Annotated in this window: 23 protein-coding genes; 10 read left to right on the plus strand and 13 right to left on the minus strand. The window is 71.1% G+C overall.

The genetic code is table 11. The features are described 5' to 3' along the window. Window positions 1–65 precede the first annotated feature (65 nt). Both ACQP0N_RS10175 and ACQP0N_RS10180 read left to right on the plus strand, forming a co-directional pair. A complete protein-coding gene (locus ACQP0N_RS10175; protein ID WP_433119430.1) occupies window positions 66–635 on the plus strand; it encodes an alpha/beta fold hydrolase in 570 nt (189 codons plus the stop codon). A gap of 92 nt (window positions 636–727) precedes the next feature. Further along, window positions 728–1,564 carry an alpha/beta fold hydrolase gene (locus ACQP0N_RS10180; protein ID WP_433119432.1) on the plus strand — a complete coding sequence of 279 codons (837 nt, stop codon included), beginning with the start codon at window positions 728–730 and terminating at the stop codon, window positions 1,562–1,564. Between the two features lie 7 nt (window positions 1,565–1,571). Here ACQP0N_RS10180 and ACQP0N_RS10185 read toward each other — a convergent pair whose 3' ends face one another. After that, a complete protein-coding gene (locus ACQP0N_RS10185) occupies window positions 1,572–2,285 on the minus strand; it encodes a hypothetical protein (protein WP_433119434.1) in 714 nt (237 codons plus the stop codon). 202 nt (window positions 2,286–2,487) lie between these two features. On the opposite strand from ACQP0N_RS10185, the gene ACQP0N_RS10190 reads away from it, so the two are divergent. Together ACQP0N_RS10190 and ACQP0N_RS10195 are read left to right on the plus strand one after the other, a co-directional pair. After that, window positions 2,488–3,378, plus strand: coding sequence for an SGNH/GDSL hydrolase family protein (locus tag ACQP0N_RS10190; protein ID WP_433119436.1), 891 nt, complete (start codon window positions 2,488–2,490; stop codon window positions 3,376–3,378). Between the two features lie 104 nt (window positions 3,379–3,482). After that, window positions 3,483–3,836: a hypothetical protein gene (locus ACQP0N_RS10195; RefSeq protein WP_433119438.1), complete on the plus strand. Its 354-nt coding sequence runs from the start codon at window positions 3,483–3,485 to the stop codon at window positions 3,834–3,836. A 41-nt stretch (window positions 3,837–3,877) separates the two neighbouring features. On the opposite strand, the gene ACQP0N_RS10200 is transcribed toward ACQP0N_RS10195, so the two are convergent. From ACQP0N_RS10200 to ACQP0N_RS10215, 4 genes are all read right to left on the minus strand, one after another. Beyond that, window positions 3,878–5,023 carry an RNA polymerase sigma factor gene (locus tag ACQP0N_RS10200; RefSeq protein ID WP_433121543.1) on the minus strand — a complete coding sequence of 382 codons (1,146 nt, stop codon included), beginning with the start codon at window positions 5,021–5,023 and terminating at the stop codon, window positions 3,878–3,880. An 8-nt stretch (window positions 5,024–5,031) separates the two neighbouring features. Beyond that, the gene (locus ACQP0N_RS10205; RefSeq protein WP_355050483.1) at window positions 5,032–5,436 is read right to left on the minus strand and encodes a YciI family protein; all 405 of its coding nucleotides are present in this window, start codon (window positions 5,434–5,436) and stop codon (window positions 5,032–5,034) included. A 120-nt stretch (window positions 5,437–5,556) separates the two neighbouring features. After that, a complete protein-coding gene (locus ACQP0N_RS10210; protein WP_433119440.1) occupies window positions 5,557–6,597 on the minus strand; it encodes a LacI family DNA-binding transcriptional regulator in 1,041 nt (346 codons plus the stop codon). 31 nt (window positions 6,598–6,628) lie between these two features. After that, complete coding sequence (locus ACQP0N_RS10215) at window positions 6,629–8,203, minus strand: glycoside hydrolase family 43 protein (protein WP_433119442.1); 1,575 nt, start codon at window positions 8,201–8,203, stop codon at window positions 6,629–6,631. Between the two features lie 461 nt (window positions 8,204–8,664). On the opposite strand from ACQP0N_RS10215, the gene ACQP0N_RS10220 reads away from it, so the two are divergent. Next, on the plus strand, window positions 8,665–11,514 hold the full coding sequence (locus ACQP0N_RS10220; RefSeq protein WP_433119444.1) for a glycosyl hydrolase family 95 catalytic domain-containing protein: 2,850 nt from the start codon (window positions 8,665–8,667) through the stop codon (window positions 11,512–11,514). A 68-nt stretch (window positions 11,515–11,582) separates the two neighbouring features. On the opposite strand, the gene ACQP0N_RS10225 is transcribed toward ACQP0N_RS10220, so the two are convergent. Both ACQP0N_RS10225 and ACQP0N_RS10230 read right to left on the minus strand, forming a co-directional pair. Next, window positions 11,583–11,900 (minus strand): hypothetical protein, encoded by a 318-nt coding sequence (locus ACQP0N_RS10225; protein WP_433119446.1) that lies wholly within the window; start codon window positions 11,898–11,900, stop codon window positions 11,583–11,585. A 44-nt stretch (window positions 11,901–11,944) separates the two neighbouring features. Continuing rightward, window positions 11,945–12,394 (minus strand): iron chaperone, encoded by a 450-nt coding sequence (locus ACQP0N_RS10230; protein WP_433119448.1) that lies wholly within the window; start codon window positions 12,392–12,394, stop codon window positions 11,945–11,947. Window positions 12,395–12,607: 213 nt separating this feature from the next. Here ACQP0N_RS10230 and ACQP0N_RS10235 point away from each other — a divergent pair, with 213 nt between their 5' ends. Then, window positions 12,608–13,621, plus strand: coding sequence for a LacI family DNA-binding transcriptional regulator (locus ACQP0N_RS10235; protein WP_355050477.1), 1,014 nt, complete (start codon window positions 12,608–12,610; stop codon window positions 13,619–13,621). A gap of 75 nt (window positions 13,622–13,696) precedes the next feature. Here the strand turns inward: ACQP0N_RS10235 and ACQP0N_RS10240 are convergent, their stop codons facing one another. From ACQP0N_RS10240 to ACQP0N_RS10255, 4 genes are read right to left on the minus strand one after another with little or no spacing between them, the layout of a single operon-like run. Beyond that, window positions 13,697–15,409 (minus strand): amylo-alpha-1,6-glucosidase, encoded by a 1,713-nt coding sequence (locus ACQP0N_RS10240; RefSeq protein WP_433119450.1) that lies wholly within the window; start codon window positions 15,407–15,409, stop codon window positions 13,697–13,699. Window positions 15,410–15,441: 32 nt separating this feature from the next. After that, the gene (locus tag ACQP0N_RS10245) at window positions 15,442–16,266 is read right to left on the minus strand and encodes a carbohydrate ABC transporter permease (RefSeq protein WP_433119452.1); all 825 of its coding nucleotides are present in this window, start codon (window positions 16,264–16,266) and stop codon (window positions 15,442–15,444) included. Further along, complete coding sequence (locus tag ACQP0N_RS10250) at window positions 16,263–17,234, minus strand: carbohydrate ABC transporter permease (protein WP_433119454.1); 972 nt, start codon at window positions 17,232–17,234, stop codon at window positions 16,263–16,265. Before ACQP0N_RS10250 ends, ACQP0N_RS10245 begins: the two co-directional genes overlap by 4 nt. 18 nt (window positions 17,235–17,252) lie before the next feature. Further along, on the minus strand, window positions 17,253–18,503 hold the full coding sequence (locus tag ACQP0N_RS10255) for a sugar ABC transporter substrate-binding protein (RefSeq protein ID WP_433119456.1): 1,251 nt from the start codon (window positions 18,501–18,503) through the stop codon (window positions 17,253–17,255). Window positions 18,504–18,802: 299 nt separating this feature from the next. On the opposite strand from ACQP0N_RS10255, the gene ACQP0N_RS10260 reads away from it, so the two are divergent. Then, the gene (locus tag ACQP0N_RS10260; protein WP_433119458.1) at window positions 18,803–20,638 is read left to right on the plus strand and encodes an RICIN domain-containing protein; all 1,836 of its coding nucleotides are present in this window, start codon (window positions 18,803–18,805) and stop codon (window positions 20,636–20,638) included. 193 nt (window positions 20,639–20,831) lie between these two features. Further along, on the plus strand, window positions 20,832–22,430 hold the full coding sequence (locus ACQP0N_RS10265; RefSeq protein WP_433119460.1) for an arabinofuranosidase catalytic domain-containing protein: 1,599 nt from the start codon (window positions 20,832–20,834) through the stop codon (window positions 22,428–22,430). Between the two features lie 6 nt (window positions 22,431–22,436). Here ACQP0N_RS10265 and ACQP0N_RS10270 read toward each other — a convergent pair whose 3' ends face one another. Continuing rightward, window positions 22,437–23,054 (minus strand): TetR/AcrR family transcriptional regulator, encoded by a 618-nt coding sequence (locus ACQP0N_RS10270; protein ID WP_433119462.1) that lies wholly within the window; start codon window positions 23,052–23,054, stop codon window positions 22,437–22,439. A 156-nt stretch (window positions 23,055–23,210) separates the two neighbouring features. Here ACQP0N_RS10270 and ACQP0N_RS10275 point away from each other — a divergent pair, with 156 nt between their 5' ends. Then, window positions 23,211–24,851, plus strand: a complete 1,641-nt coding sequence (locus ACQP0N_RS10275; RefSeq protein WP_355050469.1) for an MDR family MFS transporter — start codon at window positions 23,211–23,213, stop codon at window positions 24,849–24,851. 84 nt (window positions 24,852–24,935) lie between these two features. Next, entirely contained in the window at window positions 24,936–25,724 is a 789-nt protein-coding gene (locus ACQP0N_RS10280; RefSeq protein ID WP_433119464.1) for a phosphatase PAP2 family protein, read from the plus strand. On the opposite strand, the gene ACQP0N_RS10285 is transcribed toward ACQP0N_RS10280, so the two are convergent. After that, window positions 25,690–26,259 (minus strand): hypothetical protein, encoded by a 570-nt coding sequence (locus ACQP0N_RS10285; RefSeq protein WP_355050467.1) that lies wholly within the window; start codon window positions 26,257–26,259, stop codon window positions 25,690–25,692. The genes ACQP0N_RS10280 and ACQP0N_RS10285 overlap by 35 nt on opposite strands. Window positions 26,260–26,338 lie beyond the last annotated feature (79 nt).

A 26,338-nucleotide genomic window follows, 5' to 3' on the forward strand; every position in this document is an offset into this window, starting at 1 on the left:
GGCCACGAATGGAAATCGCGAAAGAGCGGCGCGACCCCACCCCGGGAGCACGAGAGGGAGCTGCCGTGACAGCGGTCACGCAAATCCTCTTCGTCCAGGGCGCCGGCCCCGGCACGTACGACGAGTGGGACAGCCGGATGGTCGACAGCCTGCGGCGCGAACTCGGTGACTCGTACGACGTCCGCTATCCACGCCTGCCCGACGAGGGCGATCCGCGCTACGCCACCTGGAGCGCCGCCGTTCGCCGGGAGATCGCGGCCCTGGGCGACGGCGCGGTCGTGATCGGCCATTCGGTGGGCGGGGCGATTCTCGCCCACGTGCTCGCCGAGCGGCCACCGGAGCGTGAGCTGGCGCTTATCGTCCTGGTCGCAGCTCCGTTCGTCGGAGCGGGCGGTTGGCCCGGCGACGATTTCGAGTTGCCGGGCGACCTCGGTGCCAGGCTGCCGCGCGACGTGCCGGTGCGGGTGTTCCACGGCCTCGGGGACGAGACGGTGCCACCGTCGCACGCCGATTGTTACGCGCGGGCGCTGCCGCAGGCGCTCCTGTACCGGCTACCGGGGCGCGACCATCAGCTCGACGACGACCTCGGCGAGGTGGCGCGGGTGATCACCCGGGACGTCGCGTCCGCACGCTGACGGCACCCGTCGGGCGGGGCGTCGGACATCACTTTGACGTATCCGGCTAATGCTATTAGCCTTTAGCTAAGACGATTAGCTTGGAGGCTTCGATGACCGAGTACCTGAACGTGGACGGCGGCACCCTGGCGTACGAGGTGACCGGCGCCTCCGGGCCGCTCGTCGTGCTCGCCCACGGCATGGGTGACAGCCGCGAGGCGTACCGCTTCGTCGTGCCGCGCCTGGCCGCCGCCGGTTACCGCGTGGCCGCGGTAGACCTGCGCGGTTGTGGTGAGTCGAGCGTCGGGTGGCGCTCCTACAGTCGCACCGACATCGCGGGTGATCTGCTCGCCGTCATCCGCCACCTGGGCGGCCCGGCCGTGCTGGTCGGTCACTCGATCTCCGGTGGCGCCGCCACCATCGCCGCCGCCCGTGCCCCCGAGTTGGTCGCCGGAGTCGTCGAACTGGCCCCCTTCACCCGCAAGCAGTCGATCAAGCTGGGGGACCTGCGGGTCTCCCGTTACCGCAGGGGCATCGCCCGGCTGCTCGGCACCGGCCTGTTCGGCAGCGTCCGGCTCTGGCGCAGCTATCTCGACGTGGCCTACCCGGGCCGCAAGCCGGCCGACTGGGCCGCCCGCACGGCCCGGATCGACGCCATGATGCGCGAGCCCGGCCGGATGGCGGCGATGCGTGGGATGGGTCGGTCAGCGCCGACCGACGCCGGGGCGCAACTGGGCAACGTCCGCTGTCCGGTCCTGATCGTCGAGGGCACGCTCGACCCGGACTGGGCCGACCCGCGCGCCGAGGGCGAGGCCATCGTGGCCGCGCTGCCGAGCGGGCTGGGGCGGCTCGAGATGGTCGAGGGCGCGGGTCACTACCCGCACGTGCAGTACCCCGACGAGGTGGTGACCCTGTTGCTCGCCTTCCTGGGCGCGCACGCCCGCGCCTGATCGGCGGTCAGGCCAACAGTTGCTCCCGCATTCGCGCGCCCAGGTTGAACCGTCCCACCGGATGTCCGGCGTGCGGATCGTGGACGTCGATGCTGTTGTTGCGGCGCATCAGCGCGCGGACCGGCGGCGGCAGTCGCGGTGGGTCGTCCATGGCCGCGAGGACCTGCGCGGCGCTCGCGATCAGTCGATCGACCAGGGCTGCCCCGTCGGTGTCGACCCGCACCCGGCCGTACTCCCAGCCGGCGGTGGTGAGGTCGAGCACCTCGAACATGTGGGTCACCAGCGGCGCCGGATCGGTCACCCGATCGAGCCGGGCCGCACCACCGCCGACCACCGCGACAGCGGCGGCCACCTGCGCGTACGGGTGGAAGCCGCAGGGCAGCGCGAACAGCGGCCAGCGCAGTCCGGGGCCGGCCTCCGACCACAGTTGCCGGTAGTTGCGCCGGTGCACGAGGAGTCGTCGGCCCGTCCGACGGTGGATGTCCTGGGCCTGCGCCCGAAGATCGAGGTGTGCCTCGTCGGCGACCTGGTGCAGGACCCGGGCCGCGACCACCAGCCCGTCGTCCCCGCTCAGCATCCCGGCCGCCGCCTCGACCTGCGCGGGGAACGGGGTCCGCGCCCGCGGGCCGTATCCGTGCTGGAGGTCTCGCAGCAGCGCCTGCTGCCGCTCCGGGTCGAGCTGGATCCGCCCGCCGCCCAGCAGCCGCTGGAGCCAACGCATGTCGCCTCGTTTCAGCAGAGCCGTCCCGAACTGTCGCCATGCTATGCGGCGGGGGATCATCGCGTGTCGCAGGGGTGTGCGGTGAAGGCGAAATCCACATTCCAGCGTGTCGTTTAGTGAGGTCTATCTATATTGACGTCGATCGTCGACCGGGGACAGGATCTCGGCACCACCACCACCGCGATCTCCCTTGGGAGGCGTCATGTCCCGTCCCCGCCTGCCGCTCCTGCGGGCAGCCGCCCGAGTGGCCGCACTCGCCACGGCCACCGTCGGCGTCCTGCTCGCCGTCACCACACCCGCCAGCGCCGCGGTCCCCTCCGGCCGCTACGTCGCGCTGGGCGACTCGTACACGGCAGGTCCCCTGATCCCCACCCAGGTCGACCTCAACTGTCTACGGTCGAACCGCAACTATCCCTCCCTGGTGGCCGTGGCCGCCGGCTCGACGTCGTTCGCGGACGTGAGCTGCTCCGGGGCAACGACCGACGACATCCTCTACGGCGGCAGCGGTCAACTGGGCATCAATCTGCCGCCACAGCTCAACGCGGTCACGTCGAGCACGTCGTTGGTGACGGTGCAGATCGGCGGCAACGACATCGGCTTCTCCGGCATCATCAGCGAGTGCGCGGAGGCGAGCCTCAGCAGTCCCCTCGGGTCGCCGTGCAAGAACCGGTACACGGCCGGCGGCACCGACCAGTTGCAGGCCCGGATCGCGGCGACGGTGCCGAAGGTGACCACCGTGCTCCAGTCGATCCGCCGGGCCGCGCCCAGCGCGCGCGTCGTCGTCCTCGGCTATCCGGCGATCCTGCCCGACAGCGGGTACGGCTGCTGGCCGGTGGTCCCGATCGCCTACCAGGACGTGCCGTACCTGCGTGGCATCGAGAAGTCGCTCAACGCCATGCTGGCCAGCGCCGCGGGCGCGAACGGCGCCACCTACGCCGACGTCTACACGCCGTCGATCGGCCGGGACGCGTGCAAGAGCAGCGGCACCCGTTGGGTCGAGGGCCTGGTGCCGCAGAACTCCGCCGCGCCCTTCCACCCGAACGCCCGTGGTGAGCAGGGCATGAGCACCGCGCTGCTCGCCACCCTGAACTGACCGGGCGCGACCGCCGCAGCCGGCCCCGCCGTACGACGGCGGGGCCGGACCGTCCGCACCGCCACCGCCGGGCACTGTCGGAGGTCCGTGCCAGGATCCTCGCCGTGGATGGATGGACGTACAACGACCGCCCCGAGGGCGTCCGCTTCCTGACCGAGCGGGTCGCCGAGCCGGGGCGCGCCGAGATCGAGGCCGAGATCTGGGACTGGATCGTGCGCGGCTACGACGACCCCGACGACTTCCTGGACTACCTCGACGGGGACGACGAGCGACACGGCGCCACCGACGAGGCCGCCTACTCGGCCCTGCCGGAGGCCGAGCAGCAGGCCCGTTACCAGGCCGACCTGGAACGCCTACTGGACGAGGTCGCCTTCCCGGTGCTCCGCCGGCACGGCATGCGGGTGGAGTGGAACCGCAAGCAGTCGCAGCGGGTCCGGGTGACCGGCGCGCAGTGGTAGGTGCCCCTGCCGAGCGTCTGAGGCGGGTCGCGCGCCAGCCCTCACCGCCGCCGGTGGTCGTTGAGGCGGGCGGCCTGGCGGGTCAGGTGGTCCCGCTCGGCGAGGTTGGCCGCCTTACGGGCCGCCTCGGCGTATAGCCGCGCCGCCGTCTCCGGGTCACCGGCGCGCTCGTGCAGGTACGCGGCCACCGCCGTGTACCGGGGCAGTGAGTCGTCCAACGCGGCGAGGGCCGCCAGCCCGGCCCGGGCACCGTCGGCCGCGCCGACCGCCACGGCGCGGTTGAGCCGGACGACCGGGCTGTCGGTCAGGCGTGCGAGCTCGTCGTACCACTCGACGATCTGCACCCAGTCGGTCTCCTCGGCGGTGGGAGCGTCGGCGTGCAGCGCCGCGATGGCGGCCTGTGCCTGGAATTCGCCGAGCCGGTCGCGGGCGAGGGCCGCCTGGAGGACGCCGACGCCCTCGGCGATGGCGGTCGTGTCCCATCGGCCGCGGTCCTGCTCCGCGAGCGGCACCAGGCTGCCGTCGGGCGCGGTCCGGCTGGGACGGCGGGCGTGGTGCAGCAGCATGAGGGCGAGCAGTCCCGCCACCTCGGGATGGTCGATGGCGACCGCGAGTTGCCGGGTGAGCCGGATGGCCTCGGCGGCGAGGTCGACGGCACCGGTGTAGCCCTCGTTGAACACCAGGTAGAGCACGCGCAGCACGGTGGTCACGTCGCCGGGCTGGTCGAACCGTACGGTGGAGACGGTGCGTTTGGCCCGGCTGATGCGCTGCGCCATGGTCGCCTCGGGCACCAGGTAGGCCTGGGCGATCTGCCGGGTGGTCAGCCCTCCGACGGCGCGCAACGTGAGCGCGACGGCCGACGACGGCGTCAGCGAGGGGTGCGCGCAGAGGAAGTAGAGCGCAAGGGTGTCGTCCACCCCGCTCGTGGGACCGGGCGTCGGCTCGGTGTCCACGACGTCCTCCCGGCGGCGACGGGCGGCGTCCGCGCGGGCGGTGTCGAGGAACCGACGCCACGCCACGGTGATCAGCCAGCCCTTCGGGTCGCGCGGCGGATCAGCCGGCCAGACGCGAACGGCCTCCACGAGCGCCTCCTGCACGGCGTCCTCGGCCGCCGCGAAGTCAGCTCCGCGGCGGACGAGAACGGCGAGCGCGCTCGGTATGAGGCTCCGGAGCAGTGCCTGGTCCATCGCGCAGGTCACTCCGTGATGGTGGGCGGCTCGGTGAGGAACGGGCGCACCTCGAGCCACTCGTGGATCGGCTTCCCGCCCGCGCCCGGCGCCGCCGACAGTTCGCCCGCCAGTTCGACGGCGCGTTCGTAGCTGTCGACGTCGATCACCATCCAGCCGGCGATGAGGTCCTTGGTCTCGGCGAACGGGCCGTCGGTGACCGGCGGACGTCCCTCTCCGTCGTAGCGGACCCAGGCCCCCTCGGGGGCGAGCGCCTGGCCTTCGATGAACTCGCCACTCTTCTCCAGCCGGGCGGCGAAGTCGTGCATGTACCGCATGTGCGCCGAGATCTCGTCCGGCGTCCACTGGTCCATCGGCACGTCGTTCACTCCGGCCGGACCGCCCCGGTAGTGCTTCAGCAGCAGGTACTTCATCGTCGTGTTCCTCCTCGCTGGCGCGACCCGTTCCGGTCGCGTTCACCCCGGGGACGACGCCGGATGGTTGTTCTCGACATCATCGCCGAAAAAATCTTGGCGATGTCGCGGTCGGCACTGCTACCGAGGACCGGGTGGCCCGGTGCTGCCCCGGACGACGAGCGCCGTACTGAGTTCGTACCGCTCCTGGGGCAGGGCGTGACCGTCGGCCAGCGTCAACGCGAGGCGGGCGGCGGTGGCCCCGATCTCGGTGAACGGTTGTCGCACCGTGGTCAGTGGTGGCGACGTCCAGGTCGCCTGGTCCACGTCGTCGAACCCGACGACGCTGAGGTCTTCGGGGATCCGCCAGCCGAGGTCGTGGGCCGCCGCGTAGACGCCGAGGGCCTGCAGGTCGTTGCCGCAGACGATGGCGGTGGGTGGTTCGGGAAGTGCCAGCAACTCGCGGCCGAGGTCCCGCCCGGCCACGAAGCTGAAGACCCCCTGCCGTTCGAGGCTGCCGTCGAATCCGATGCCGGCATGATCCAGCGCGGCGCGGAAGCCGTCCAGGCGAGCCCGCGCCGCCAGGTCCTGCACCGGGCCGGTGAGTACCCCGATCCGCCGGTGGCCGAGGTCGAGAAGGTGCCGGGTGGCGGCGAGGGCGCCGCTCCAGTTGTTCGAGCCGACGGCGGGGGTGGGGAAGTGCTCGCCGCCCGGGTCGATGGCGACCAGCGGTATGCCCATGGCGGCCAACTGTCGGCCGTGTTCGGCGGTGACGAGAGAACAGACCGCGACGACAGCGGTCGGATGCCGCAGCAGCAGAGGCTCCATCCAGGGCACCCCCGCCGTCACACGGTGACGGAGGTCGACGAACCCGACCGTGCAGTGCCGCGCGTCGGCGACCTCCTGAATGCCGCGCAGGATCTCCAGCGCGATCGAGGGAAGCATGTGGTGGAAGAGCACCTCGACGCAGCGGGTTCTCACGGCGTCCTCCGGCCGGCGGTAGCCGTGGTCGCGCAACAGCGCCTCCACCCGCTGCCGGGTCTGCTCACCCACCCCGGCGCGACCGTTGAGGACCTTGGACACCGTGGGCGGGGACACTCCGGCGAGCTCGGCGATCGTGGCGACGGGCAGGTCACCCCTCAGTGGCTTGCGGGGGCGGCGCCGCCGGCTCTCGTCGCTCACACGGCGAGTCTACGATCGCGGCACCGGTCGTTCAGCCGGGCGGACGCGCCATGGGACGGTAGTCGAACCAGTCGAAGGCCGCGACGCCTTCGGTCACGTACATGCCGATGACCCGGCCGGTGAAGCCGCCGGCGACCTCGGTGGAGAGGTAGCGTCCGTCGAGTTCGGCCAGCAGCATGCGGCCCTCGGTGCTCTCCACCTCGAACGTGATCATGTCGCTGGTGGCGGCGCGTACCCCGAAGGGTTCGTCGGTGGCGGCGAGGCCGGCGCTGGACATCACGGTCGGCGGGTAGAGATCGTGGGTCCGGGTGGCGATCGTCAGGATGAGCGGACCACGGGGTACGTCGAGCGTCGCGAAGACCTGCCGGAACGGTCCCACCCGGCCGACGACGCGGACGACGTCGTCCTGGACCTCGAGGTCGTAGTGGTGCGCCTCGTCGATCCGCAGGGTGAGCCCGGCCGTGCCACCGCCCGGATCCAGCCTCGCGCTGGCGCGGCAGTCATGGTGGCGTTGGCGGGTCGCCACGATCGTCGCGCCGGCGCGGTCCAGCGTCGTGCCGGTGGCGTGCAGGGTGAGCCACCCGGACCGTTCGGTCAACGACCAGGCCGCGTCGGGACGGGAGCGGGGCGAGACCCACCCGGGTGCGAGGCTGGTCGCGTCGAAGTCGTCGCGGTGCCCGCCCGCGTCGGGTGAGGCGGCCAGGGCCGGCGGACTGCCGGCGGGTGCGGCGGTGATCTCTCGGACGGGGTCGACCACGGGCCAGCCGTCGACCCACCGGACCGGCACGAGGAACGTTTCGCGCCCGAGCACGTGAAAGGGCGGCCACTGGCCCTTGGGCCGGATCCCCAGCAGGACCATCCACCAACTGCTGTCCGTGGCCTGCACCAGGTCGGCGTGCCCGGTCGCCTGGACGGGGAGGTTGGTGCTCCGGTGGGTGAGGATCGGGTTGGTCGGCGCGGGCTCGAACGGTCCCCGAGGGCTGCGGGACCGGGCGACCGAAACGGCGTGACCGGTGTGCGTGCCACCCTCGGAGAGCAGCAGGTACCACCATTCGCCGATCCGGTACAGGTGCGGCGCCTCCGGGTACTGCCCGCCGGTGCCGGACCAGAGCGCGATCGGACCCTCGAGCACCCGGCCTGTGTCCGGGTCGATCCGGTAGCCGTCCACCCCCGAGGTCGTCAGCCAGCAGGTGCCGTCGTCGTCCCAGGCCAGGGACGGGTCGACGTGCGGCAGGTCGAGGTAGACCGGCTCCGACCACGGGCCGGTGGGATCCGTCGCGGTGACGATGAGATGCCGGCCGAGGCTGACGTTTGTGGTGATTACCCAGAAGCGGCCGTCGTGGTGGCGGATGGTCGGCGCGAAGATGCCGCGGGACGCGTCGGCGTCGGGCGGGATCTCCAACTGGCTGGCACGGTCGAGGACGTTACCGATCTGTCGCCAGTGGACCAGGTCGCGGCTGTGCAGGAGCGGCACCCCGGGGAAGTACTCGAAGCTCGAGCAGACGAGGTAGTAGTCCTCGCCGACCCGGCAGATGCTCGGGTCGGGAAAGAAGCCGGGTACGACCGGGTTGTGGTAGCCCGCAACGGCCGACGAGCCTGGGGTCACAGCTGCCACCTCCGGGCGGTCGGTGCCGGGATGTCGCGGTTTGTTCGCGATAACATCTCGTGCCCCTGGGATGCTACGAACGAGCCGCGTCGATGGCAAGGTGTCCGGGTGGCCCGCCGTGGGAGCGCCCGCTTGCAGCGATCCGAAACATGACCGACACCTATTGACGCGCGGCGCCGCAATCTACGAAGGTCTATGGAGGATGCATGGCGCGCCGCCGGGAGCCCGGTGCGCCGGGACTCGGCTGTGAACGTTGCCCAACGGTGCGAGCGGGCCGCACCTGTTAACGCTAACAGCGAGCGCCCACCGCGCGTCCCCGGCCGCCGCCGACCGTCCCCGCCAGGACTCGAACGGCAACCCGGCCGTGGGCACGTCCCCGCCATAGCGCCAATTCCGGCGGCGTCTCCAGCGGCGCCGTCCCACCTGCGTGAGGCATCTGGCCTGCGCAGATTGGAGAGATCATGTCCGAAGTGACACGAAGAAACGTGCTGCGCGCCGGTGCCGTGGGCGCGGGCGCCGCGCTGCTACCGGTCGCGTGGTCCGCCGTCGCCCGCGCCGGCTCGGTCGCGCCGCCGCAGGTGCTCGCCGCCAACGACATGGCTCTGTGGTACGACGAGCCGGCGGGCACCGACTGGCTCCGCGCGCTGCCGATCGGCAACGGGCGTCTCGGCGCGATGGTGTTCGGCAACGTCGACACCGAACGCCTGCAACTCAACGAGGACACCGTCTGGGCCGGCGGCCCGTACGACTCGGCCAACACCCGGGGCGCGGCCAACCTCGCCGAGATCCGGCGGCGGGTCTTCGCCGATCAGTGGACGTCGGCGCAGGACCTGATCAACCAGACGATGATGGGGAACCCGGGCGGTCAGCTCGCCTATCAGCCGGTGGGCAACCTGCGTCTCGCCTTCGGCTCCGCCAGCGGCGCGTCGCAGTACAACCGGACGCTCGACCTGACCACCGCCACCGTCACCACCACGTACGTGCTCAACGGCGTCCGATACCAGCGCGAGGTGTTCGCCAGCGCGCCCGACGGGGTGATCGTGCTCCGGTTGACCGCCGACCGCGCCAACTCGATCACGTTCAACGCCACCTTCGACAGCCCACAACGCACGACGATGTCGAGCCCCGACGCCGCCACGATCGCGGTCGACGGCATCTCCGGAGCCATGGAGGGCGTCAACGGGTCGGTGCGTTTCCTCGCGCTGGCCTCTGCCGCCGCGACGGGCGGGACGGTCAGCAGTTCGGGCGGCACCCTGCGCGTCTCCGGGGCCACGAGCGTGACCGTCCTGATCTCGATCGGGTCCAGCTACGTCAACTACCGCACGGTCAACGGCGACTACCAGGGCATTGCGCGTACCCGCCTCAGCGCCGCCCGCGGGGCGAGCTACGACCAGCTTCGCAGCCGCCATCTCGCCGACTACCAGGCTCTGTTCAACCGGGTGACCATCGACCTCGGGCGGACGGCAGCGGCGGACCAGCCGACCGACGTGCGGATCGCCCAGCACGGGAGCACCAACGATCCGCAGTTCTCGGCCCTGCTGTTCCAGTTCGGCCGGTACCTGCTGATCTCCTCCTCGCGGCCGGGCACGCAGCCGGCGAACCTGCAGGGCATCTGGAACGACTCGATGACGCCGCCGTGGGACTCGAAGTACACGATCAACGCCAACCTGCCGATGAACTACTGGCCCGCCGACACCACGAACCTGGCCGAGTGTTTCCTGCCGGTCTTCGACATGATCAAGGATTTGACGGCCACCGGCGCCCGCGTCGCCCAGGCGCAGTACGGCGCGGGTGGCTGGGTCACCCACCACAACACCGACGCGTGGCGGGGCGCCTCGGTCGTCGACGGGGCGCTGTGGGGGATGTGGCAGACCGGCGGGGCCTGGCTGTCCACGCTGATCTGGGAGCACTATCTGTTCACCGGCGACGCCGGTTTCCTCCAGGCCAACTATCCGGCACTCAAGGGCGCGGCCCAGTTCTTCCTCGACACCCTGGTCGCCCACCCGTCGCTCGGTTACCTGGTCACCAACCCGTCGAACTCGCCGGAGCTGCCGCACCACTCGAACGCCAGCGTCTGCGCCGGACCCACGATGGACAATCAGATCCTGCGGGACCTGTTCGACGCGGTGGCCCGGGCCAGCGAGGTGCTGGGTGTGGACACCACGTTCCGCTCCCAGGTCCGTACGGCGCGGGACCGGCTGGCCCCGACGAAGGTCGGCTCCCGTGGCAACGTGCAGGAGTGGCTCGCCGACTGGGTGGAGACCGAACGCAACCACCGGCACGTCTCCCACCTGTACGGCCTGCATCCCAGCAACCAGATCACCAAGCGCGGCACCCCGCAGCTCTACGAGGCCGCCCGCCGGACGCTGGAACTGCGCGGCGACGACGGGACCGGCTGGTCCCTCGCCTGGAAGATCAATTACTGGGCCCGGCTGGAGGACGGAACCCGCGCCCACAAGCTCCTGAAGGACCTCGTCCGCACCGACCGGCTCGCGCCGAACATGTTCGACCTGCACCCACCGTTCCAGATCGACGGCAACTTCGGCGCGACGTCCGGCGTCGCCGAGATGCTGCTGCACAGCCACAACGGCGAGCTGCACCTGCTCCCCGCGCTGCCGAGCGCCTGGCCCACCGGCCAGGTCGCGGGCCTGCGCGGGCGGGGTGGGTACACCGTCGGCGTGGCCTGGACCAGTGGGCAGGCCGACGAGATCAGCGTCCGCGCCGACCGGGACGGCACCGTACGCCTGCGCGCCCGCCTCTTCACCGGGTCCTTCACGCTCGTCGACGTCGCCGACGGCAGCACACCCAGCACCACCCGACCCGAAGCGGATGTCGTGCAACTCGCCGTCCGCGCCGGTCACACCTACCGCGCGGCGCGGCCCGGTGTGACACCGTCACCGACGCTGACCAGCACGCCCTCGCCCACCGTCTCGCCGACCCCGAGTCCGACCGACACACCGAGCCCGATCCCGACGCCCACGCCGACCGTGTCGAGCACACCCTCGCCGTCCGGCGCGCGGGCGACGTACACGGTGACGAACGCCTGGTCGGGTGGGTTCCAGGGCTCGGTGACGGTGACCGCCGGCGCGACGGCGATCCGTGGCTGGACGGTCTCCTGGACCTTCCCCAACGGGCAGGCGATCAGCCAGATCTGGGGCGGCACGCACACCCAGAGCGGTGCGAGCGTGCGGGTGACGAACGTGGACTACAACGGGTCGTTGCCGGCCGGTGGCTCCACCACGTTCGGCTTCCTCGCCACCTCGACGGGGACCAACAACCCGCCGACCGACATCACCTGCACGACCACCTGACCCGCGCGTTCCCGCCCGCCGTCGGCCCCGCACCGGCGGCGGGCCGGGCGTGTCGCCCACCCGGCTGGCTACCCCGCCGCGACGCCGCCCGTCCCTCGGGCCCGCCTGCGCCATCGCCACCGTCGCCAGACGGCGACCAGGACGGCCACCGTGCTGAGCAGGGCAGCGGCGCCCTTCCAGGCGCGCTCCGACCACGGTCGGTCGGTGCCGAACGCCGCCTCGCCGCTCACCATGAACCACACCCCGACGACCCACGCCCACTCCCAGCCGCGCGGCCAGGGAAATTCCTCCGGCGGTTCGGTGAACGCGCTGACCGCGATGCCCGCGCTGCAGCCGACGACGATCAGCGGTAGACCGACGTCCGTGACGAATTCCCAGAACGACACCTGGTGATCATCGCCGTCGCGCGCAAGGGGTGCCGGGGCGTGGCTCAGGAGACCGCGGCGCGCACCAACTCGACGATCCGCTTCTCCACCTCGGGGCTCCACGCGCGCAGGGCGTACGCCACCGGCCAGAAGTCGCCGTCGTCGAGGTTGGCCGGGTCCTGGAAGCCCAGCGTCGAGTACCGGTAGTTGAACTTGCCGGAGTCCTGGAAGAAGACGACGATCTTGTCGGCGGCGTTCGCGTACGCGGGCATCCCGTACCACGTCTTCGGCGACAGCTCGGGCGCGGCGGTGGTGACCGCCACGTGCACCCGCTCGGCGAGCGCGCGGTCGTCCGGCGCCATCTGCGCGATCCGGTCGAGGACCGCCTGCAACCCGTCGGCCTTCTTGGCGCCCTTCTTGCCCTCGGCGCGCAGCTCTGCCGCCCGCTCCTTCATCGCGGCGCGCTCCTCAGCGCTGAAGCCGTCGGAATCGGTCGTGGAGGACTTCGCGGACATGTCGGGCTCCCTCTCGCTCGTCGTGGTTCGGCGTCCTGCCGGCCACCTGCGAAAAGGCTAGGCCCGGACAGCGCCCGGGAGCTTCTTGATTCCTGACCGGCTCGGGGCGGGCTGCGGCGGCCGGGACGTCCGGGTCGCTTCGCTGAGCGCCTATGCTCGGACCCGGGTCAGGGCGCGTCCCCGGCGGGGCAGGGATCGATTCGAGGGCGGCGGATGAACATCGGGGAGATCGCCCGTCGGGCGGGGGTGTCCCGCAGCACGGTCTCGTACGTGCTCAGCGGCAAGCGGACGGTGTCGGAGGCGACCCGGCAGCGGATCCAGGCGGTCATCGACGAGCTGGACTACCGGCCGAACGCCAGCGCCCGCGCGCTGAAGGAGGGGCGTACGCGCACCCTCGGGCTGGTGATCCCACCGGCCAGCCAACGGTTGACCGACATGCAGTTGGGCTTCGTCGCGAGCGTCGTCGAGGCCGCCGCCCGGCACGACCTCGACGTGCTGCTGTCTCCGTCGGGAGGCGACCACGACCGCTCGTTCGAGCGGATCGTCAGCGGGCGTCGCGTCGACGGCGTCGTGCTGATGGAGATCCGGTTGGAGGACGACCGGGTGACCCGGCTGGCGCGCACGGGTCTGCCCTTCGTCACGATCGGCCGCACGGCCGAGGCGCACGGCATGAGCTGGGTCGACATCGACTACGCCGGGTTGATCGCACGCTGCGTGCACCACCTGGCCGACCTGGGGCACCGCCACGTGGCCCTGGTGAACCGCTCCGCCGAGCTGGTGGCGGCGGGTTACGGCCCCAGCCACCGCGCCCTGGCCGGTTTCCAGGCGGCGGTGGCCGAGCGGGGCCTCGCCGGCATCGACGTCTGCTGCGGCGACGACACCGCCTCCGGCGAGGCCTGCGTGGAGCAGTTGCTCGTCACGCATCCGGAGGTCACGGCGGTGGCCACCATCAACGAGGCGGCGCTGCCCGGGATGCAGCGCGCGCTGACCGGCGCCGGGCTGGCCGTGCCGGCGGACTTCTCCGTCACCGGCGTCGCCGCCCAGCACTGGGCGGAGGACTTCCGGCCGCCGCTGACCGCCGCGGACGTACCCATGCGGGACATGGGCGCGGAGGCGGTGTCGCTGCTGCTGGAGATCATCGCGGCCCCTGGCAGCGTGCCGCGGCACCGCCTGTACAGCCCACCCATCTCGCTGCGGTCCAGCACGGGCCCGGTCCGGGCCCGCTGATCCGCTCCGCTCCCGCCGGCCGCGCGCTCCCGCAGGCCGCGCGATCACGCCGGCCGAGGGCCCGCGCCGGCCCGGTCAGCGCCGCGCGGCCCGGCGCTCCTGCTGGGCGGCGGCGAGGATGAGGTAGCTGCTGGCGGTCCAGGTGTACGCGCGGTCGCGCAGCCCCGCGCCGGTCTCGGCGTCGAAGTTCTCCGCGAAACCCGATTTCTCGCAGAGCGCTAGGAAGCGCTGGCTGATGTCGTCGGCGATCGCGGTGTGTCCGGCCCGCCGCAGGCCGTCCTCGACCAGCACGGTGGAGGGCGCCCAGATCGGGCCCCGCCAGTAGCCGTCGGCGAGGTAGTGGGCCGAGTCCGTCGGCTCGGTCGCCAGTCCGTGGGTGGTGAGGTGGGCCTCGATGCCCCGGGCCAGCGCGTCGGCGACCGGGGTGGGCAGGTCGGCGCCGAGCGCGACCGGCATCAGGTCGAGCAGGCTGCGGCTGGTCCGCCGCTGCCCGGTGTGCGGGCTGCGGGCGGCGAAACGCTCACCGTCCCACAGGTCCCGGAGCATCGCCGTACGGATCCGGTCGGCCTCCCGGGACCATCGGTCGGCCTCTTCGCCCAGCTCGGCGGCGAGGTCGGCCAGGCAGTCCAACTGCGAGACGAGGAACGCGGCCAGGTCTGCGGTCTCAAGGACCCGGTGGTCGTCGAACGTGGTGGCGTTGTCCCAGCCGCTGTCGTTGCCGTGCTGGTAGTGCGGCAGGTCCGCACCGGGTGCGCGGCGCGCGTCCAGCCAGAACCCGGTCCACCGGGCCAGCCGGTCGTACGTCTGCGCGAGCGCCGTCCGGTCCGGTGAGTGGGGGAGACGTCGGCGCAGGTGCCGCAGCGCCCAGCCGTGGATGGGAGGTTTGACGTAGTTGTGCAGGACCTCGGAGTGGGTGACCGAGTCGGGGAGAGCGCCTGCGGCGTCCTGGTGGTCGAAGGGAAGGTGGAACTGGTGCCAGGCCAGCTCCGGCTCGCCGGCCGCCAGGGCGATCGCGTTGAAGCAGTGGTCCCAGCTCCACACCTTGTCCATCCAGTGCTTGGACATCAGGACGGCGGGCCGGGTGACGAAGCCCGCCGGGTCGACGGTGGCGGACCACAGCACGTACGCGGCCAGTTCGGCGGCCGGGGTGTCCTCGCCACGCCACGGCGCGACCGCGTCGACGAACGCGGCGAACTCGGCGCTCCGGTCGTGGCACACCTGGTCGAAGCCGACGGCCGTCGCGTAGGGCTGGCGAGCGGTGGCGTACTCCTCGATGGCGATCTCCCAGGGCTCGTCACCGGCGAGGTCCAGGGACCGGTCGGCGGTGCCGAGCGCCTCGACGCCGTCGGTGTGGCGCAGCGCGCCGGCCAGGACGGTGACCCGGTAGCGACGCCCGGTCTCGTACGAGGTGAACACGTGGGAGCCGTCGACCGGGTCGCGGTAGAGGTAGCTGCCGCTGAACGGGGTGAGCGTGTCCGCCGCCGCGGCGATCCGCAGGCCGAGCTGCCGGCCCCGGATCCGCAGGGTGTCCGGTCCGTCGAAGACGGCCTCGACCCGGCCGGGACCGGCATGCCAGGTCAGCAGCGCGGGGGTGGCGACGACGGTGGTGTCCGAGGCCGTGGGGGAGAGGCGTAGCACCGGGTGCAGCCCGGTCTGGTGCGACACCAGGTGCAGGTCGTCGGCGTACGTCTTCTCGGCGACCACGGGGGAGATGTTGAGCCAGGATCCCCGGTAGCTGAACGGGATGTCCTGGATGGCGAACTCCGGACCGGACGGGGCGACGGTCATGGGTGGCGGCTGCCTTTCTGTGGTGCGGGTGGTCAGTCCTTGACGGCGCCGGCGGTCACGCCCATCGAGACGTACCGCTGAGCCAGGATCAGCAGCACGGCCGCGGGGACGGAGGCGACCACAGCGGTGGCCATGATGGCGTTCCACTGCTGGTTGTTGTTGCCGATGTAGTGGTAGATGCCGAGGGTGATCGGTTGGTGGTCGCCGCCACCGGCGAGGGTCGAGGCGAAGATGAAGTCCGACCAGGACCACAGGAACGCGAACAGCGACACCGTGACGATCGAGTTGCGGCTGACCGGCAGCACGATCGACCAGAAGGTGCGCAGCTGTCCCGCGCCGTCGACCACGGCGGCCTGGAGCAGCTCGTCGGGGATGCCGGACATGAAGGCTGTGAAGATCAGTACGGCGAACGGCACCGCGAGTGTGGTGTCGGCCAGGATCAGGCCGGGCAGTGTGTTCAGGACGCCGAGGGTGAGGTAGATGGCGTAGAAGCCCATCGCCATGATGATCCCGGGGATCATCTGGGCGATCAGCAGCAGGAAGCTCAGCGCCGGGCCGCCGGGTGGGCGCAGCTTCGCGAGCGCGTACCCGGCGGGGGCGGCGAGCGCCACCGTCAGCGCCACCGTCCCGAGGCCGACCACGAAGCTGGTGCCGAGGTAGGGGAGCTGCTGGTCGAGGACGGCCCGGTAGCCGTCCAGCGTGCCGTTGGTCGGGAACAGGTGCGGCGGACTGGCCCGCATGTCCTGGTCCCGGGTGAACGACACGTTGATCATCCAGTAGACGGGGAAGAGCATCAGCCCGGTGAGCGCCAGGCCGACGAGGGTCTTCCACCAGACTCGACGCGGTGACGTGGTCATCGTAGGTGCTGCCTCCGTTGGAACCGGATGTAGACGAGCCCGGCGACCAGCGCCAGCACGATGAGCAGGTTGCCGACGGCCGCGCCCGGCCCGAACTCGGGCAGCAGGTTGCCGAAGCCGAGACGGTAGGACCAGGTGGCGAGCGTGGCGGAGGAGCCGCTGGGGCCACCCTTGGTCATGATCCAGATGATGTCGAAGACCTTCAGCGTGTAGATCAGCCCGAGCAGCAGCGTGATCGCGGAGACCGGGCGTAGCAGCGGGAACGTGATCGACCAGAACCGTTGCCAGCCGGTCGCGCCGTCGAGCGCGGACGCCTCGTACACCTCGACCGGGATCGCCTGGAGGCCGCTGTAGAGCACCACCAGGTTGAAGGGGATCCCGATCCAGATGTTGGCGATGATCACCGAGGTGAGCGACCAGGTCGGCGACGTGAGCCAGTTGACCGGGTCGACCCCCACGACGCCGAGCGCGGCATTGACCAGGCCCGAGTCGCTGTTGAGCAGCCACGACCAGGTCGAGGCGGACACGATCAGCGGCAGCAGCCACGGTACGAGGATCAGCGCCCGCAGGGTGCCGGACAGCGGGAAGTGCTGGCGGAAGAAGAGCGCCAGGGCCATGCCGATGCCGAACTGGAAGACGAGCGACGCGCCGGTGAACACCAGGGTGTGCGTCAACGTCGGCCAGAACACCGGGTCGGTCAGGACCGTGCGGTAGTTGTCCAGGCCGGCGAAGGGTGCGCCACCCTGCACGAACGACCGGACGGTGTACTCGCGCAGGCTCAACTCGACGTTGCGGTAGAGCGGGTAGGCGTAGAAGGCCAGCAGGTAGACGACCGTCGGGGCGAGGAAGCCCCAGGCCAGCCATCGTCCGGGCCGGCGCGTGCGGGGCGTGGCGGGCCCGGGTGGGGCGGCGTCGGCCGCCCCACCGTGGTCCCGCGTGGTGGTGGAGGTCTGCGTCGTGGGGGTCATGTCGTCGATTCGGCGCGCTTACTTGCTAGTGGCCGTGGCCTGGGCTGCGGTCAGCGCCTCCTGCGGTGACTTCCCACCGCTCAGGGCCGCCTGCACGGCGCTCCACAGGGGCTCGGAGATCTTCGGGTACTTGGTGCCGAGGTTGTCGCCGGTGCGACCCTTGGCCGCCCGGACCGCCTCGACCCAGACCTTGAGCTTGGGGTTCTCGGTGGCCTGCCGGTCCTGCACGGCGGCGACCGGCGCGACGTAGGAGAGCGTGGTGTCGGTGGTCAGCAGGTTGTCGGCGCTGGTCAGGCAGGTGACGAGCTTCTGCGACGTCGCGTACCGGCCGGTTTTCTTCTGCACCGGGATCGAGACGAACTCACCGCCGGTCGGCGCCGGGGCCGGCCCACCCGCGCTGGCCGGAATCGCGATGGTGCCGTACGGGAAGCCCAGCTTCTCGGCGTTCGCGAGCTGCCAGGTGCCGTTCTCGGCGAACGCGAAGTCGCCGGTGGCAAACTCCTGCCAGCTCGTGGTCTGGGTGTTGTTGATGACGGAGTTCGGGGCGAGCCCCTGCTTCAGCCAGTCGGTCCACAGCGTCAGCGCGGAGACCGCCTGTGGCGAGTCCAGGCTGGTCAACTGCGCGCCCGAGCCCCAGAACCAGGGCAGGAACTGGAAGCTGCCCTCCTCGGTGCCGATCGCGGAGAAGGTGATGCCCTTCTTGCCCTTGGCCTTGACCTTCGTGAGCGCCGTGGTCAGCGACGGCCAGTCGGTGACCGAGGCCGGGTCGACGCCGGCGGCGGTCAGCAGGTCCTTGTTGTAGTAGAGCGCGAGCGTGTTGGCGCCGATCGGCACGCCGTACGTCTTGCCGCCACTCTGTCCCGCGCCGAGCAGGTTCTTCTCCATGCTCGACGTGTCCAGCTTGTTCTCCTCGGTCGTGGTGAGCGCGCCGGCCTCGGCCAGGGTCGAGATGACCGGGTTGTCGACGATCAACACGTCCGGCGAGTTGCCCTGCTGGGCCGCGAGCAGCGCCTTGTTGGTCAGGTCGGTGGTGTCGTAGCCGGTCCGCTCGACCGTCACGCCCGCCGAGGTTCCGCACTTCTTGAGCAGGGCGACCCAGTCGGAGTCGTCGGCGAACTGGGGGTACGGGTCCCAGACGAGGTAGGCGCCGCCGCCACCGTCGTCGTTGCCGGAGCCTCCGGACGACGACGAGCAGGCGCTGGTCGTCACGGCGGCGAGTGCTATCACGGCCACGGCGGCCAGTCGCCGCCGTCGGTTGAGTCGTGTCATGTGCTGCCTCACTTCAACTCGATCGTGTGGTGGGGTCGTGGGTTGACCGTCGCGGGCCGGACCGGGTCCGACCATGAGGCGAACCGATTCGACGAACCGGTTCGCACGAAGATAGGACCGTCCGCGTTCGGTGGTCAAGGGTCGGCCGGCAGTCCTCCTGAGGAGCACCGGGAAACACCGGCTTTACCGGACTGTCACTTCATTGACATGAGTGAGTCTCCGACCTACGATCCGAGCGAATCGATTCGCAAGCGCAGCCCTCCGGAGAGCGTCCCCCGCGCCCCACCAAGGAGCCGCCCGTGAACACCCCGTCCCGCAGCAGGCCCGGCCGAGCGCGCGCGCTCGTCGCCCGACTCGCCGTCGGCCTGCTCGCCGCCACCACTGCCGTCACCGTCGCCGCGTCCCCCGCCCAGGCCGCCGACGAGTCGATAAGCGTGAACTTCTCCACGACCACCGGCACGCCGACCTTCCGTGCGTCCGGCTGGATCTACGGCATGACCGAGAACGCCAGCGGCCCGCCCGACCACTTCTACCGCGACGTCAACTTCCGCTACATGCGGGCCGGCGGCGCGCAACTGCCCGGCAGTGGCTGGGTCGGCGGAAACTACGACCGCCGCTGGAACGCCACCCTCGCCCAGGCCCGCCGGACCGCAGCCCTCGGCGGGCAGTTCATCCTGCTGCCCCACGACCTGTGGGGCGCCGACGGCGCCGGCATCTCGCGCTTTCCCGGCGACAACGGCAACTGGACCGACTACGACAACTTCCTGAACCGCGTCATCGGCGATGTCCGGTCGTCCGGGCTGACCGTGCAGTGGGACATCTGGAACGAACCCAACATCACCATCTTCTGGAACCGGCCGATCTCCCAGTACCTCGAACTCTGGCGACGCACGTACCAGCGGCTCCGCACGGAGTTCCCCAACCAGCTCATCGTCGGGCCGAGCTGCGCCTGCGTGCCGTCGACCAACCACGCGTTCTGGAACCAGTACCTGGACTTCGTCCGCTCGACGAACACCGTGCCGGACATCATCAGCTGGCACTCCCTGCCGGGTGACCCGGTCGCCAACGTCGCGGCCGCCAACGCCACCCTCGATCCCCGCGGCATCCCGCATCCCCGCCCGTACCAGATCAACGAGTACGGGGCGTCCAACGAGCAGAACCCGGCCGACGGCGCCTGGTACATCTCGCGTCTGGAACGGGCCGGCGCGGACGGTCTGCGGGCCAACTGGGCCAGCGCCGGCAACCTGCACAACGACCTCGGCAACCTGCTGGTCCGCAACTCGGCCGGTCAGCACCAGCCCAAGGGGGAGTGGTGGGTCTACCGCTACTACGCCTCCCAGGCCGGCGAGATCGTGTCGGTGACCGGCAGTCAGTCCTACGACGCGTACGCCACCAAGGCGAGCGGGGTGGCGAAGGTCCTGGTCGGCGGCGGTCGGACGACCGGAAACCTGGCCGTCAACCTGCAACGTCTCGACACGACGAGCGGCGTGGTGCAGAACAACCAGGTGCGGGTGCTCACGCAGCGCATCCCGTACAACAACGGTGGCGCGGTGCAGGGGCCGGTCACGGTCTCGAACACCGTCGTCAACCTGTCCAACAACAACGCCACGGTGAACCTGCCGTACGGCAACCAGAACGACACGTACACGGTGACCCTGCTGCCGCCCTCCGAGGCGGGCTTCCAGTCGGTGGCGGTGGCCCAGCACTCCCAGCAGTGCCTGGACAACACCAACCTGAGCACCGCTGACGGCAACGCGCAGCAGCAGTACTACTGCGAGGGCGGTGACCAGCAGCTCTGGAACTTCCGGCCGGTCGCCGGCGTGGCCAACACGTACACCGTGGTCAACCAGCAGAGCGGCAAGTGTCTCGACGTCAGCGGCGCTTCCACCGCCAACTCCGCCGCGGTGGTCCAGCGGACCTGCCAGAACGCGACGAACCAGCAGTTCGCCCTCCGGAAGGTGACCTACTCCGGCAACGATGCGCACGACTACCAACTCGTGGCCCGGCACAGCGGCAAGTGCGTCGACGTCAACGGGGTCTCCACGGCAGCCCGCGCGTCGGTCATCCAGTGGCCGTGCAACGCGGTCGGTCAGGGCAGTCCGCTGAACCAGACCTGGCGTATCTGGGGTCGGTAGGCGACGCGCGTGAACTCCGGCGGTGGCCGCCGGCACGGGTGGCCACCGCCGGATTCCCGCCGAACGGGCTTTCATTGACACTGATCAAAGTCCGCTCCTACCATCGCTACGAATCGATTCGCCCGCCCCGCCACCACCCCTGCGGCGCGCCGGCACACCCCGTGCGCTGCCACGACTCTCCAGGAGCCACCCTGTGCGTACCCCGTCCCCCACCGGGCCCGGCCTGGCCCGCGATCCCATCCCGAGACGTCGCCCCGGACGCCTGGCCATGCTGGCCGGCGCGTTGGCCGGCGCCCTCGTCCTCGTCACCGTCGGCGCCACGGCCGGTGCCTCGTCCTCCGCCGCGGAGGCCGCGGCGATGGCGGCGGCAATCGCGCCGGGACAGAGCACCACCATCGTCGGCGCGGCCTCGGGCCGGTGCCTGGAGGTCCCCAACTCCAGCACCGCCAACGGCACCCAGACCCAGCTGTGGGACTGCAACGGCGCGGCCGGCCAGACCTGGACCTGGACGTCGAGCAAACAGCTATCGGTGTACGGCAACAAGTGCCTGGACGCCTCCGGCCGTGGCACCACCAACGGCACCCAGGCGATCATCTGGGACTGCAACGGCCAGACCAACCAGCAGTGGAACGTGAACAGCAACGGCACCATCACCGGCGTTCAGTCGGGGCTGTGCCTCGACGCCAACGGGGCCGGCACCGCGAACGGCACGAAGATCATTCTCTGGACCTGCAACGGTGGGGCGAACCAGCAGTGGGCCTCGCCGAGCACGCCGCCGACCACCGGCCCGCCGACCTCTGCCCCGCCGACCACCCCGCCGCCGGGCGGCGCGCGCCCGTGTGACATCTACGCCTCCGGCGGCACCCCGTGCGTGGCGGCCCACAGCACGACGCGGGCCCTCTACGGGACGTACGCCGGCAACCTTTACCAGGTCCGGCGCTCGTCGGACAACACGACCCGCAACATCGGGCTGACCGGTACGGGCGGCACCGCCAACGCGGCGACGCAGGACTCGTTCTGCGCCGGCACGACGTGCGTGATCACGGTGGTCTTCGACCAGTCCGGGCGCGGCAACGACCTCTGGTACCAGGGGTCGAGCGTGGTTCCGGGCTCGCCGCAGAGCAGGCCGGCCACCGCCACCACGGAGTCTCTGACGGTGGGCGGCGCCAAGGCGTACTCGCTCTACATCAACCCGGGCAACAGCTACTGGCGGGACGGTCACCTGACCGGCGTGCCGACCGGCGCCGCGCCCGAGGGCATGTACATGGTGACCAGCGGCACCCACGTCAACAGCGGCTGCTGCTTCGACTACGGCAACAGCGAGACGACGCGCAAGGCCGACGCCGCCGGGGCGATGGACGCGATCAACTTCGGCAAGCAGTGCTGGTTCGGCGGTTGCTCCGGTACGGGCCCGTGGGTGCAGGCCGACCTGGAGTGGGGTCTGTTCCCGGGTGGCAGCAGCTCGTGGAACCCGAACCAGCGGGCGTTCACCAGCAAGTTCGTCACGGCGACGCTGAAGAACAACGGCACGTCCCGCTTTGCCATGAAGGGCAGCGATGCGCAGTCGGGCGGCCTGTACACGCTGTGGGACGGCTCGCTGCCCCCCGGCTACAGCCCGATGAAGAAGCAGGGCGCGATCATCCTGGGCAGCGGCGGCGACTGCTGCAAGCCCGACGGCGGCGCGAACCTCAGCGCCGGCACGTTCTACGAGGGCGCCATGGTTGCGGGCTACCCGTCCGACGCGACCGAGAACGCGGTCCAGTCCAACGTGGTGAGCGCCGGCTACCGCTGACGAGAATCAGGACGTCGAGTCCCCCGCCGGCCGCACGGCCGGCGGGGGATCGACCTCGCTCAGCGCGATTCGTACGATCTCCAGCAGGTCGCGGCCCGGGTGGTCCATCCAGTGCTGCATGGCGACGCGCAGGGCGGCCAGGAACGTCGCGGTCAGCAGGCGGGCGCGCAGCGCCACCTCGGCGCCGGTGAGGCGATGCGCGAGCTCGGTCGCCAACTCGCGCTCGATCGCGGTGTACGCGGCGACCTGGTGCGCGGCCAGGCCCGGGTGCCCGCGCAACTGCCGACGTCGGGTCAGCCAGATGTGGTCCAGCTCGCGCGACGACTCCGCGGTGAACTGTTCGGCCGCCCGGCTCAGCACGGTCCACGGCGGCTCGTCGCGCGGGCGCTCGCGCACCAACTGCACCAGCCGGCGCAGGCGCATCGTGTCGCCGTAGAAGAGCGCCTCCTCCTTGTTCGAGAAGTAGTTCGAGAACGTCCGCCGGGAGACGTTGGCGGCGTCGGCGATGGCCTCGACGGTCACGCCGTCAGGCCCCTGTTCGGCGGCGAGGCGCAGGGCTGCCTCGTGCAGGGCGAGGCGGGTGGCCGCCTTCTTGCGCTCCCGTAGGCCGGTGATCTCGTCCATCGCCGTCAGCGTACGTCGAGTGACCGGCTTCTCAATGGGCAAACTTGCCGACTGGGCAAGATCGGTAGATGCTTGCGTGAGGCAACCAACTCGGGTGTGCGGATGCCGTACGCCTGGTTGTCGTTCCGGAACCCACGACAAGCGGGAGGCCGCGCGATGAGCGCACCCACCACCACGGCCGGCGCCGAGCCGATGAGCCATCGGCAGACCCTCGAGGCGCTCAGCGGCCTGCTGCTGGTGCTCTTCGTCGCGATGTTGAGCAGCACGGTCGTCTCGACCGCGCTTCCCAAGATCATTGGCGCGCTGAACGGCTCCCAGACCCAGTACACCTGGGTGGTCACCGCGACCCTGCTCACCGCGACGGCCACCACCCCGATCTGGGGCAAGCTCGCCGACCTGTTCAACAAGAAGCTCCTCATCCAGGTCGCCATCGTGGTGTTCCTGTTGGGCTCCGTCATCGCCGGCTTCTCGCAGAGCGCCGGCCAGCTCATCGCGGCCCGCGCGTTCCAGGGCATCGGCGTCGGCGGCCTGCAGGCACTCGTCCAGGTGGCGATCGCCGCCATGATCCCGCCGCGCGAGCGGGGCCGATACAACGGCTACCTCGGCGGCGTCATGGCGGTGGCGACCGTCGGTGGCCCGCTGCTCGGCGGCCTCATCGTCGACACGTCCTGGCTCGGTTGGCGCTGGTGCTTCTTCGTGGGCGTGCCGGTCGCCGTCGTCGCGCTGATCCTGCTCCAGGTGACCCTGCACCTGCCGACCTTCCGGCGGGACAACGTCAAGATCGACTACCTGGGCGCGAGCCTGATCGCCGCCGGCGTGAGCGTGCTGCTGATCTGGATCTCCTTCGTCGACAGCTCGTTCGCCTGGGTCTCGTGGCAGAGCGCGGCCATGGTGGCCGGCTCGCTCCTCCTGCTCGCCCTCGCGGTCTGGGTCGAGTCGCGGGCGGCCGAGCCGGTCGTTCCGCTCGCCATCGTGCGCGAGCGCACCACCGCCCTGGCCATCCTGGGCAGCCTCGCGGTCGGCATGGCCATGTTCGGTGGCGCCGTCTTCCTCGGCCAGTACTTCCAGATCGGCCGGGGTTACAGCCCGACGGAGGCCGGCCTGCTCACCATCCCGTTGATGGCCGGTGTGCTCGGCTCCTCGATCGTCGCCGGCCGGCTGATCACCCGGACCGGGCGGATCAAGCCGTACATCGTCGCCGGCTCGATCACCCTGGTCGTCGGGTTCGGCCTGCTCGGCACCATCGACCACGAGACGTCCCTGGTGCTCGTCGGCGTCGGCATGTTCATCGTCGGCACCGGCGTCGGCATGACCATGCAGAACCTCGTCCTGGCCGTCCAGAACACGGTGGCCCTCAAGGACATCGGCGCGGCCAGCTCCAGCGTCGCGTTCTTCCGGTCGCTCGGCGGCGCCGTCGGCGTCTCGGTGCTCGGCGCCGTGCTGGCCCACCGGGTCACCGACCAGATCACGCGCGACCTGACCGCCGCCGGGATCCCCACCTCCGGCAGCGGTGGCGACAGCAACCTCAACATCACCGCGCTGCCCGAGGGAGTTCAGCACATCGTGCGGGCCGCGTACGGCGACGCCACCGGCCACATCTTCCTCATCTCCGCGGCCATCGGGGTGGTCGGCATCATCGCCGCGCTCCTGCTCCGGCCGGTCACCCTGCGGACCAGCCTCGACCTGCCGGACGCCGCCACGTCGACGGCGGTGGCCGCCGACGCGGTCGACGGAGCGCCCGCGTTCGACCAGGTCGCCGCCGATTCCACGGTGAAGGGGGCGCCCGAGCGGCGCTGACCTCTCCAGAGCACAGAGCCACGGGCCGCCATCGTCACGGACGGTGGCGGCCCGTGGGTTGAGAGAGATTGAATCGAGACGCCTGTGGGAATCGCCGAGCTGACGGCGTCGAGGCCAGTCACGCCCGGCCGGCGGGCCGCTCCGGCGCGCCGGGCCGCGCGGGAGCTGCTGCTGGTCGCCACGCTGTTCCTCCTCTACAAAGGGGCGCGGATGGTGGTGGCCGGTCGGGTGTCCACCGCGCTGGCCAACGGCGAGTCGGTCTGGCGCCTGGAGCGGCTGCTGCGCCTGCCCGACGAGGCCGTCGTCCAGCACCCCGTGCTCTCGCACACCCTGCTGGCGCAGCTGGCCAACGGCTACTACGCGTACGTGCACTTCCCGGCCACGGCCCTCACCCTGGTCTGGCTCTACCTGCGGCACCCGGCGCGCTACCTGCGCACCCGCCGTACGCTCGCCGTGCTCACCGCGGCGGCCCTGGCAGTGCACGTCGTGGTCCCGCTGGCGCCGCCCCGGCTGACCGCGCTGACGTCCATGGTGGACACCGGCAGCCGGTACGGGCCCTCCGTCTACGGGCCGCCCGACACCGACGCGCTCAGCAACCAGTACGCGGCCATGCCATCCCTGCACGTCGGGTGGGCGCTGGCCGTCGCCGTCGCGCTCGTCGCGGTGACCCGTGGACGCCTACGGTGGCTGTGGCTGACCCATCCGCTCGTCACCATGCTCGTCGTCGTGGCCACCGGCAACCACTACTGGCTCGACGCTGTGGTGGCGGCGGCGATGCTCGGCGTCGTCCACCTGGCGCTGCCGGTGTCGGCACCCCCGGCCGACGCCGAGCCCGACATCAGCCCACCGGTACGCCGTACTCCCGCTCGGTGAACAGGTCGACGTCGCGCGGACCCAGCTTGGCGATCCGGCGGGCGTGCAGGGCGAGATGCCGACGTGCCTCGCCGAGGCGGCGGCTCGCGGTCGTCATCTCGTCGGATGCCTCGAACGGCTCCCTCCCGCTGGCCTGCAACGCGGCGGCCAGCACGGCGTTGTACGCGGTCATCAGCCCGTTGGCGAGCGCGATGCCGTCCTGGTCCCCGCGCGTCCAGATCTCCGACCACGCGGCCTCCACGGTGACCATGTCCCGGGCCAGCCAGTCGTGCAGCCCCATCGGCCCCAGCGGCTTGTGCCCGCCCAGCAGGTCGTTGCCCGCCTCGGGCAGCCCCGACCGCCAGTACCGGGTCTGCCGCAACGCCTCGACCTTGTGGGCGAGGCGGAGCGCGCCGGACAGGACCAGGACGTACGCCCGCTGAAGCTCGGCCCGCTCGCGTTGGCGTCGCTTGACCCGGCTGTGCGTCCACACGACGAGAAGTGAGGCGCAGGCGGTGATCGCGGAGCCGAGCAGAGCGGCCAGGGTTGAGTTCACGCCGACATGATGCCTGCCGCCGCTCGGTGTCGCCGCGCGGGCTCGGACCCGGTCCGGTTCTTCCCGGGCAGGCGTCGTC

Origin of the sequence: Micromonospora sp. CA-246542, from assembly GCF_050942905.1 — a bacterium.
GTDB lineage: Bacteria > Actinomycetota > Actinomycetes > Mycobacteriales > Micromonosporaceae > Micromonospora.

Coding starts and splice junctions, on each gene's coding strand:
- ACQP0N_RS10180 (WP_433119432.1), top strand. CDS start 728: ATGACCGAGTACCTGAACGTGGACGGCGGCACCCTGGCGTACGAGGTG.
- ACQP0N_RS10185 (WP_433119434.1), bottom strand. CDS start 2,285: ATGCGTTGGCTCCAGCGGCTGCTGGGCGGCGGGCGGATCCAGCTCGAC.
- ACQP0N_RS10190 (WP_433119436.1), top strand. CDS start 2,488: ATGTCCCGTCCCCGCCTGCCGCTCCTGCGGGCAGCCGCCCGAGTGGCC.
- ACQP0N_RS10200 (WP_433121543.1), bottom strand. CDS start 5,023: ATGGACCAGGCACTGCTCCGGAGCCTCATACCGAGCGCGCTCGCCGTT.
- ACQP0N_RS10205 (WP_355050483.1), bottom strand. CDS start 5,436: ATGAAGTACCTGCTGCTGAAGCACTACCGGGGCGGTCCGGCCGGAGTG.
- ACQP0N_RS10220 (WP_433119444.1), top strand. CDS start 8,665: ATGTCCGAAGTGACACGAAGAAACGTGCTGCGCGCCGGTGCCGTGGGC.
- ACQP0N_RS10230 (WP_433119448.1), bottom strand. CDS start 12,394: ATGTCCGCGAAGTCCTCCACGACCGATTCCGACGGCTTCAGCGCTGAG.
- ACQP0N_RS10235 (WP_355050477.1), top strand. CDS start 12,608: ATGAACATCGGGGAGATCGCCCGTCGGGCGGGGGTGTCCCGCAGCACG.
- ACQP0N_RS10240 (WP_433119450.1), bottom strand. CDS start 15,409: ATGACCGTCGCCCCGTCCGGTCCGGAGTTCGCCATCCAGGACATCCCG.
- ACQP0N_RS10245 (WP_433119452.1), bottom strand. CDS start 16,266: ATGACCACGTCACCGCGTCGAGTCTGGTGGAAGACCCTCGTCGGCCTG.
- ACQP0N_RS10250 (WP_433119454.1), bottom strand. CDS start 17,234: ATGACCCCCACGACGCAGACCTCCACCACCACGCGGGACCACGGTGGG.
- ACQP0N_RS10255 (WP_433119456.1), bottom strand. CDS start 18,503: ATGACACGACTCAACCGACGGCGGCGACTGGCCGCCGTGGCCGTGATA.
- ACQP0N_RS10270 (WP_433119462.1), bottom strand. CDS start 23,054: ATGGACGAGATCACCGGCCTACGGGAGCGCAAGAAGGCGGCCACCCGC.
- ACQP0N_RS10275 (WP_355050469.1), top strand. CDS start 23,211: ATGAGCGCACCCACCACCACGGCCGGCGCCGAGCCGATGAGCCATCGG.